The 8858-nt window shown below is 57.5% G+C and carries 9 protein-coding genes; 4 read left to right on the top strand and 5 right to left on the bottom strand.

All coding sequences use genetic code 11. The annotated features are described in order from the left end of the window. Positions 1-49 precede the first annotated feature (49 nt). Positions 50-919, bottom strand: a complete 870-nt coding sequence (locus PHQ58_RS18460) for a SirB1 family protein (RefSeq protein ID WP_300113909.1) — start codon at positions 917-919, stop codon at positions 50-52. A 36-nt stretch (positions 920-955) separates the two neighbouring features. Continuing rightward, positions 956-2521, bottom strand: a complete 1566-nt coding sequence (gene murJ / locus PHQ58_RS18465) for a murein biosynthesis integral membrane protein MurJ (protein ID WP_300113911.1) — start codon at positions 2519-2521, stop codon at positions 956-958. Positions 2522-2627: 106 nt separating this feature from the next. Between murJ and rpsT the strand changes: the two genes are divergently transcribed. Next, positions 2628-2927, top strand: coding sequence for a 30S ribosomal protein S20 (gene rpsT, locus PHQ58_RS18470; protein WP_300113914.1), 300 nt, complete (start codon positions 2628-2630; stop codon positions 2925-2927). Between the two features lie 180 nt (positions 2928-3107). Here the strand turns inward: rpsT and PHQ58_RS18475 are convergent, their stop codons facing one another. Continuing rightward, entirely contained in the window at positions 3108-3449 is a 342-nt protein-coding gene (locus PHQ58_RS18475; protein ID WP_300113916.1) for a DUF3579 domain-containing protein, read from the bottom strand. Positions 3450-3689: 240 nt separating this feature from the next. Between PHQ58_RS18475 and PHQ58_RS18480 the strand changes: the two genes are divergently transcribed. Genes PHQ58_RS18480 through PHQ58_RS18490 form a run of 3 tightly spaced genes read left to right on the top strand, consistent with a single transcriptional unit; the run spans position 3690 to position 6073 of the window. Continuing rightward, positions 3690-4904 carry an aspartate aminotransferase family protein gene (locus tag PHQ58_RS18480; RefSeq protein WP_300113919.1) on the top strand — a complete coding sequence of 405 codons (1215 nt, stop codon included), beginning with the start codon at positions 3690-3692 and terminating at the stop codon, positions 4902-4904. A gap of 35 nt (positions 4905-4939) precedes the next feature. Continuing rightward, positions 4940-5869: an ornithine carbamoyltransferase gene (gene argF, locus PHQ58_RS18485; RefSeq protein ID WP_300113922.1), complete on the top strand. Its 930-nt coding sequence runs from the start codon at positions 4940-4942 to the stop codon at positions 5867-5869. A 15-nt stretch (positions 5870-5884) separates the two neighbouring features. Beyond that, the gene (locus tag PHQ58_RS18490) at positions 5885-6073 is read left to right on the top strand and encodes a hypothetical protein (protein WP_300113924.1); all 189 of its coding nucleotides are present in this window, start codon (positions 5885-5887) and stop codon (positions 6071-6073) included. 271 nt (positions 6074-6344) lie between these two features. Here the strand turns inward: PHQ58_RS18490 and PHQ58_RS18495 are convergent, their stop codons facing one another. After that, entirely contained in the window at positions 6345-8237 is a 1893-nt protein-coding gene (locus PHQ58_RS18495; protein WP_300113927.1) for a ferrous iron transporter B, read from the bottom strand. Next, positions 8234-8542, bottom strand: coding sequence for a FeoA family protein (locus PHQ58_RS18500; RefSeq protein ID WP_300113930.1), 309 nt, complete (start codon positions 8540-8542; stop codon positions 8234-8236). Before PHQ58_RS18500 ends, PHQ58_RS18495 begins: the two co-directional genes overlap by 4 nt. Positions 8543-8858 lie beyond the last annotated feature (316 nt).

Consider the following 8858-nt stretch of genomic DNA (forward strand, 5'->3'; position numbering starts at 1 on the left):
ATCAGCCGCAAAAGTCAAAGCCACTTACACCTTGACACATCAAAAGTCGTCAGCTGATGGCGCGGCGCAACTCTGCCACGCGCTGGGCAATCGCGGCACGGTCGGTATAGAGATTGGTACTGTTACCGTGCATGGTGTTGGCCAAGTAGGTTTCCAGGTCTTCCAGGGCATGGCCGCTGCGGCCGGCCTCGGCGTGGGCCAGGCCGCGGTCTCGGTACTCAGTCCAGGCTTGAGGTAGCAGCACGATGAGACGGTCAAGTACCGCAATCAGGCGCGACCAGTCTTCTTGTCCGGCGTGGATTTCTTTCAGGTTGTGCAGCATGCGGGCAATGATGTCGCGCGGGAGCGCCGCCTGCAGGTACAAGCCCAGCGGCACCTCTTGCTCGTCCACCAAGCCGTTCATCTGGCGATATGGCTCTAGCCGCTCCGCCAATTCTTCGCGGCTGAGTGACTGGCCCGTAAGCGGGTCAATCACCACCTGCCCTTCAGATAAATTGACCTTGACCAGGAAATGCCCCGGAAACGCAACGCCACGTGCTTTCAGACCAATACCCTGCGCTAATTCCAGCCAGAGCACCGCCAACGAGATCGGTATGGCCAGACGAGTGCGCAGCACCACGTGCACAAAGCTGTTGTCCGGGTCCATGAAATTGTTGAAATTGCCCGCAAAGTTGAGATCGCGGTAGACAAACTGGTTGAGCGTGCGCAAGCGTTGCAAGGGCCCAGCATCAACCGGCAGACGACGCGTCAAGCGGGCCAGCAACTGGTCCACATCGCCCAACACCTGCTGCACGCTGAGGTCAGGGTATTCGTCTTGCGCCAGGCTGATGGCAGCTTCAAGCAGCGGAAAATCCGCGTCGGCATGCACCAGAGCAGAAAAATACTCTAGCGGTGTGGGCACGTTCAGACTGAGGTTCATGGGCGTGATTGTCTATCAGTGCAGGACATTAAGGGTTTACCGCCGTACCAATTGACGCAGTTTCATGCCAGCCGCCCACAACGCTATAAAATAAATAGCTACTGACGCAATTAATACAAGGGCTACAAGCCAAATTCTCTTAAATCCTTGGGCGCGCAAGGCAATCCAGTCGACGCTGCCGTTGGCCCACATCAAGAACACCGCCAGCAGCGCGCAGGCGGCCAGCACCTGCAGCGTGAATGCACCCCACCCCACCGAAGGCTTGTAGCTACCGCGTTTAAGCAAGCCCAAAAGCAGCCACAACGCATTCACCATGGCACCGATGCCGATCGACAGCGTCAGCGCCGCATGGGCAAAAATGGGCACCAGAAAATAGTTCAATATCTGCGTGATGATCAGCACCGCCACCGCCACCTTGACTGGTGTTTTGGTGTCCTGGTTGGCGTAATAGCCGGGGGCCAGCACTTTCAGGGCCACCAGCCCGATCAAGCCCACGCCCCAGCCCATCAGTGCATGGGTAACCTGGCGCACATCGAAGTCAGTCATGGCGCCGTAGTGGTAAAGCACTGCCACCAACGGGGTCGGAAACACCAAGAGCGCCACGGCGCACGGCACTGACAACACCACCACCAAGCGCAAGCCCCAGTCGAGCATGGCCGAGTATTTTGCGGCGTCATTGCTGGCGCGCGCACCGGCCAGTTGCGGCATCAGCACCACGCCCAAGGCCACCCCCAGCATGGCGGTGGGAAATTCCATGAGCCGGTCGGCATAGGTGATCCAGCTGACGCTTCCCGGGGCCAAATGCGAGGCAATTTGCGTGTTGATCAGCATCGAAATATGTGCCACGCTGACCCCTAGCAGGGCCGGGCCCATCAGGCGCAGGATGTTTTTGGTGCCCGTATCGCCCCAAGCCATCCGCAGAGCCGACCAGCGCCATCCCAGTCTTGGGTGCAAATTGAGACGCCTCAAAGCCAGCCATTGCACTGCCAGCTGAAGCACGCCACCCAGCAGCACGCCACCGGCTAGCGCATAAATTGGCTCCAGCCCCAACGTTTTGAACCAAGGCGCACCCAGCCAGGCCGCGCCAATCATGCAAATATTGAGCAACACCGGTGTCGCCGCAGGCACGGCAAAGCGCTTCCAGGTATTGAGCACCCCAGCGCCCAAAGCGACCAGCGACATAAAGGCAATGTAGGGAAACATCCAGCGCGTCATGACCACCGCCACCTGGTAGCCGCGAGGCTCTTGCTGCAAACCGCTGGCCATGGCCCACACCAAGCCACCCGCACCCAGCACGCCCAGCACGCTCAACACCAGCAGAGCCCACGCCAGCACCGTGGCCACGTGGTCAATCAGTCGCCGGGTGACTTCCTCGCCGTGCTGGGCTTTGCTGGCAGCCAGCACCGGTATGAAGGCTTGACTGAAGGCACCTTCACCAAAAAGACGACGGAACAGGTTGGGAATGCGAAATGCCACATTGAACGCATCGGTCATGGCGGATGCGCCAAAGGTCGACGCAATCAACAGCTCGCGCACCAGCCCAGTGATGCGTGACAGCAGTGTCAATAACGAGACGATAGAAGCGGATTTGAAGAGACTCACCCGACAAAGTGTAGCCGGGCTGGCTCACCTGACTGCCTGCGGGGTGCGTAGCTGCTAGAATCGCAGGCTTTGCTGACAACATCCACAGACTCAAGGAACATTCATCATGGCATCTGGAAAACCAAAGAAAAAGAACCCCCGCCTGGCATCAGGCCGTAAACGCGTCCGTCAGGACATCAAAATCAACGCAGCCAACACCTCGCTGCGTTCCAAATACCGCACTGCGGTGAAAAACGTGGAAAAAGCAGTTCTGAGCGGCGACAAAGTCAAAGCCACAGAGTTGTTTGCCAAGATGCAAGCCGTGGTTGACACCGTGGCCGACAAGGGCATCTTCCACAAAAATAAGGCAGCTCGTGACAAGAGCCGCCTGTCGACCAAGGTGAAAGCCTTGGCACTCGCTGCCTAATTTTTAGGCAAATCGCACGAACCTGTCACCTTTTAAATAAAGTCAGGTTCGCCGTTTGTAACGGGTGCGCTGTCAGCAAAAGCAAAAAAGCCGTCTTAGGACGGCTTTTTTGCGTCTGGCCTATAGGACTAAGGTTGGGCACAAGAACAACGCGCTCACACTCACGGCCCCAACCAGGTTTTATTTTTTGTGGTGATGCCCGTGGTGCGCATGTGAATCCGCATGCGGCGGTTCACCGTGGTGCACTTGCAGCTCGTTGTCTTTGGCAAAACCCATCACGAAGTCCCAGGCCATCACGTTGTGGGCCCGTAGATCTTCATGCACGATGACACAACGCACGTTGTTGACGCTGTTGGGGACGCACCAGGGCGAATAGGTCAACTGCCTGCCAGGCAGCGACCCGCCCGGGCGAAATTGACTCATCACCCCGGCAAGACGCTCGGCCCAGTCACTCGGGCGAAACGCCCGGCCGGCGACTGTGACGCCCAGGATATAAACTTTTTTTGAAGTGTGTGAAACCATCGGGTAGAGGTTGTTTAAGGGCCACAGGCAGGTTGTTGTAGCGCCAATTATTCTAACTTATCTTATGTCTTATACAAGACTGAAACAAGTCAAATCATTGATCCAACGCAAGGCTGAAGCGGTTTGTTTGCGCGACCTGGTGTTGCCATTTGATCGGTCTAAAATCATCGTTCAACGGCCCAACCTGCGTTGGGCCGCTTTGTTTTTGCCACCCTCGAAAAACCTTCGAAAGACTGCCCCATGACCGCTGCCAACCCTTTGATCGAAGCCAGTTCCCCGCACGTGATGAACACCTATGGTCGTCTGCCCATTGCACTTAGCCACGGCCAGGGTTGCCGCGTGTGGGATGTCAACGGCAAAGAGTACCTGGACGCGCTGGGCGGCATTGCGGTCAACACCCTGGGCCACAACCACCCTCAGTTGGTGCCGGCACTGCAAGACCAGATTGGCAAGTTGATTCACAGCTGCAACTATTACCACGTGCCGCTGCAAGAGGCGCTGGCCAAAAAACTGGTGGAACTCTCTGGCATGACGAATGTGTTTTTCTGCTCCACGGGCTTGGAAGCCAATGAGGCTGCCCTGAAGCTGGCGCGCAAGTTTGGCCATGACAAAGGCATTGAGCGACCTGAGATCGTGGTCTATGAGAAAGCCTTTCATGGACGGAGCATCGCCACATTAAGCGCCACCGGCAACCCCAAGGTGCAGGCCGGCTTTGGCCCGCTGGTGGAAGGCTTCATTCGTGTGCCAATCAACAACATTGACAGCTTGAAGGCAGCCACCGAAGGTAATCCCAACGTGGTTGCGGTGTTTTTTGAGGCCATTCAGGGCGAAGGCGGCGTCAACGCCATGCACCTGGACTACCTGCGCGACGTGCGCGCTCTGTGTAACGAGCGCGACTGGCTGATGATGGTTGACGAAGTGCAATGCGGCATGGGCCGCACCGGCAAATGGTTTGCCCACCAATGGGCCGGCGTGGTGCCAGACGTGATGCCACTGGCCAAAGGCCTGGGCTCGGGCGTGCCGGTAGGCGCGGTGGTGGCTGGCCCCAAAGCCGCCCAGATTTTCCAGCCGGGCAACCATGGCACCACCTTTGGCGGCAACCCGCTGGCCATGCGCGCGGGTGTGGAAACCATTCGCATCATGGAAGCAGATGGTCTGCTGGAAAACGCGGCACGTGTCGGCGCACACCTGAGTCAAGGCTTGGCTGCTGCGCTTTCTGCCGAGCTGGCCAGTGGTGCTGTGCGTGAGATTCGTGGTCAGGGCTTGATGATTGGCGTGGACCTGGCCAAGCCCTGCGGTGCACTTGTACAGCAGTGTGCCGACCAGGGCCTGCTGATCAGTGTCACCGCCGACACCGTGATCCGCCTGGTACCCCCGCTCATCATGACCGAGGATGAGGCCGATGAAGTGATCAGCATTTTGTGCCCACTGGTCAAGCAACTGCTGCAAGCCTGAGCTTGCCCCTGCGCTCTCAACACAGACTGAAAAAAATGCCTTCCATTCAACATTACCTGCAATTCACCGACCTCAATGCCAGCCAGTACGCCTACTTGTTCGATCGCGCCTCGCTGATCAAAAAGAAGTTCAAGGCCTATGAAAAGCACCAGCCATTGGTAGACCGCACGCTGGCCATGATCTTTGAGAAGGCATCGACCCGCACCCGCGTCAGTTTTGAAGCTGGCATGTACCAGTTGGGCGGCAGCGTGGTGCATCTGACGACTGGTGACAGCCAGCTGGGCCGGGCTGAGCCCATTGAAGACAGTGCGCGCGTCATCAGCCGCATGGTCGACCTGGTGATGATCCGCACCTTTGAGCAAACCAAAATTGAGCGTTTTGCCGAGTTTTCACGCGTGCCGGTGATCAACGGCCTGACCAACGAGTTTCACCCCTGTCAAATCCTGGCTGATATCTTTACCTTCATTGAGCACCGGGGTTCGATCCAGGGCAAGACGGTGGCTTGGGTGGGTGATGGCAATAACATGGCTAACACTTGGTTACAGGCGGCCGAGTTGCTGGACTTCAAGGTCAACGTGAGCACACCAAGCGGCTACGAAGTGAATGAGAAAATAGCTTCTATCGCAGGTAAAGTAAGCGAAGACCACTACCAAACATATAGCAATCCAATGGATGCATGCCGAGGTGCTGATTTGGTCACCACCGATGTCTGGACCAGCATGGGTTATGAGTCTGAAAACGAAGTGCGCCGCAAAGCCTTTGAAGCCTGGCGCGTGAGTGCCGACATGATGGCCGTGGCCCAGCCCAATGCCTTGTTCATGCACTGTTTGCCAGCACACCGTGGTGAAGAGGTCGATTCGGACGTGATCGACGGGCCCCAAAGTGTGGTCTGGGACGAGGCAGAAAACCGCATGCACGTGCAAAAAGCGCTGATGGAATTCTTGCTGCTGGGCCGCCTGTCTTAAGTACAAGGAGCCACCATGGACAACGACAAAGAGCCGAAGTTTTGGGTGACCGTCCTCAAACTGGTGCTTGGCGCCGTGGTGCTGATCGTCCTGATTGGCTTGGGGCTGTACTACACGGCCAAGTTCAACACCTACGAACCAGAAGCCGCTCCCCCTGACACTTGGGGCATCAGCAAAGACTCGCCGATTTTCAAAAGACAGTGATTGTCCCGGCAGGGGAAACCACTCTTGCCGGCGCTATCTGTGGAACTTGACGACCTGTTCGACAGGCTGATTTATCGGTGCATCACTGTTTTTTGGTTTTGCACCCGCAGCGCAGCCGCCACAACTGTTGCAAGTGCTGCAGGGTTTACTTGGCCCCAACACCCGATGAACCTGACCCAGCCGTTGCCTTAAGCCCACGGGTAACACGTACCACGCGCTGTAAAGCGCGGCCAGCAACACAATCACACCCACGATCCAGGTTTGCAGCATGTCAGGCGCCTCCCCACATCAAGGCCAGCCGGTAAGTGACAAAGCTGGCCAAATACGCCAGGGCAAACAGGTAGCCCGCCAGCAACAGCGGATAACGCCAGGAATTGGTTTCTCGGCGCACCGCCACCAGGGTTGAGATGCACTGCGGCGCAAACACATACCAGACCAGCAACGACAGCGCGGTGGCCAACGACCAGCTGTGGGCGATGATGGGTTCCAGTTGCGAGGCCACATCGGCCCCTGATTCGGACAACGCATACACCGTGCCCAACGCGCCCACCGCCACTTCTCGCGCCGCCATGCCCGGCACCAGTGCAATCGCAATTTGCCAGTTGAAGCCAATGGGCGCAACCAGCACCTCCAGCATTCGCCCCAATTGCCCGGCAAAGCTGTAGGTGATGGCGGCACCGGTCGCGCCGTCTGGGGCACCCGGAGAAGAAGCCAAAAACCACAGCAACACAGTCAGCGACAAGATGATGCCGCCCACCCGTTTGACAAAAATACTGGCACGTTCGTACAAGCCCTGGCTCAGGTTGCGCAGGTTGGGCAAGCGGTAGGACGGCAGTTCCATGATCAGTGGCGTTGGGCGGGCGTGCCCGCGCCACAACATGAAGCCCCCCGCGACAGCCATGGCCGACAGAATGCCGCCCACATACAAACCAAACATCACCAATCCCTGCAAATTAAAGATAGTCAGCACCGTGCGCGACGGAATAAAGGCGCCAATCAGCAGCGCATACACAGGCAACCGGGCTGAACACGTCATCAAGGGCGAAATCATGATCGTCACCAACCGATCGCGCCAATGCGTGATGGTGCGTGTGGCCATGATGCCTGGCACGGCGCAAGCAAAACTTGACAACAACGGAATGAACGACCGCCCCGACAAACCCACCGTGCCCATGACCCGGTCCAGCAAAAACGCGGCGCGCGGAAGGTAGCCGGAATCTTCCAGCACCAAAATAAAGAAGAACAAAATCAGGATTTGCGGCAGAAACACCAGCACACCGCCTGCCCCAGCCAGAATGCCATCGGTCAGCAGGCTGCGCAGCAAGCCATCGGACAGGTGCTCGCGGATGAATGCCTGGGTCAGCTCCATCACCGCCTTGATCGCATCCATGGGCAGCGTCGCCCAGCTAAACACCGCCTGAAACATCAAAAACAGCGTAAGCCCCAGCAGCATCATGCCCCACACCGGGTGCAGCACCACGGCGTCAATGGCATCGTCAGCGTGCAAGGTGTCGCGCGGCTCCTGCACCGCCAATTTCAGCACGCGGCGCACTTCCTGTTGCGTGGCCATGACCTCGTTCACCGACGAGCCATGCCACACTGCAGCAGAGCGTGCCTGCGCCACGGGTTGAACCGTGTCAAGGTAGTCCAGCAATTCACGCGCACCATCATGGCGCACCCCCACGGTTTTCAGCACTGGCATGCCAAGTTCTTTGGACAGCAGCTCTCGGTCCACCAAAATGCCCTCGCGTTCGGCCGAATCGCACATATTCAGAACCAGTGCCAACGGTAGGTTAAGTGCCCGCGCCTCCAGCACCAGACGCAAATTCAGGCGCAAATTGGTGGCGTCCACCACGCACACCACCAAGTCAGGCAGGGGTTCCTGGGCACGCTGTCCGGTCACGATGTCACGGGTGATTTGCTCATCGGCGCTCAGGGCGTTCAGGCTGTAGGCACCAGGCAAGTCAAGCACCGTCACGCGACGATGTGAGGCCGTTTCCAGGTTACCTTCTTTGCGCTCGACCGTGACCCCGGCGTAATTGGCCACTTTTTGGCGGCTACCAGTCAGCAGGTTAAAGAGCGCCGTTTTGCCGCAATTGGGGTTGCCCAGCAGCGCAATACGCAAGGGCGATAGAGGCAGCGGCGAAGGTTCGATGCGGGTCATGCGTGCACCCCGGAATCGTCGTTTTTCACACGCACTTGCACCAGTGCCGCTTCGTGGCTGCGCAGCGCAAACGTGGTGTGACCTATCCGCACCGCCATCGGGTCATGGCTAGGAAAACCGTGCGCAATCACTCTTACCGATTCGCCGGGCAAAAAGCCAATTTCAAGCAGGCGCAATGCCACGCCGCGGTCTTCTTCATCTGACGTGAGCGCCAGGCCAACCACCTCGGCATTCACATGCCGCCTTAGTTCATGAAGCCCGATGACGGCGTGTGCTTCGCTGGGTTTAGGTTCCGAAAGACTCATGCTGCATTGATTCAAATAAGAATTATTCTCATTGTAGCGACTAATTAAACAGGGGCGGGGACAACGTGGCAGGTCATGCAGTCCGGGGTTCTAGGGTGCTTCATTGCGTTCGCAGTGAATTGTTTCACTTTAAGCGCATTTGCTGACAGCCCGCGTTTATTCCCGAGCAGTTCGTTTTGCAAAAATATAGTAACTACTCAGCTCCCAACGGAGATTAATTTGAGTTCGCTATGAAATAGTGAGCGAGAATTGGTTTTGATGCCAACCCTGCCCGACCTCACCGAACTCAGCCATGCACAAAAGGATGAGCTGATCA

The organism is Rhodoferax sp. (assembly GCF_028688795.1).
Classification (GTDB): Bacteria; Pseudomonadota; Gammaproteobacteria; order Burkholderiales; family Burkholderiaceae_C; genus Rhodoferax.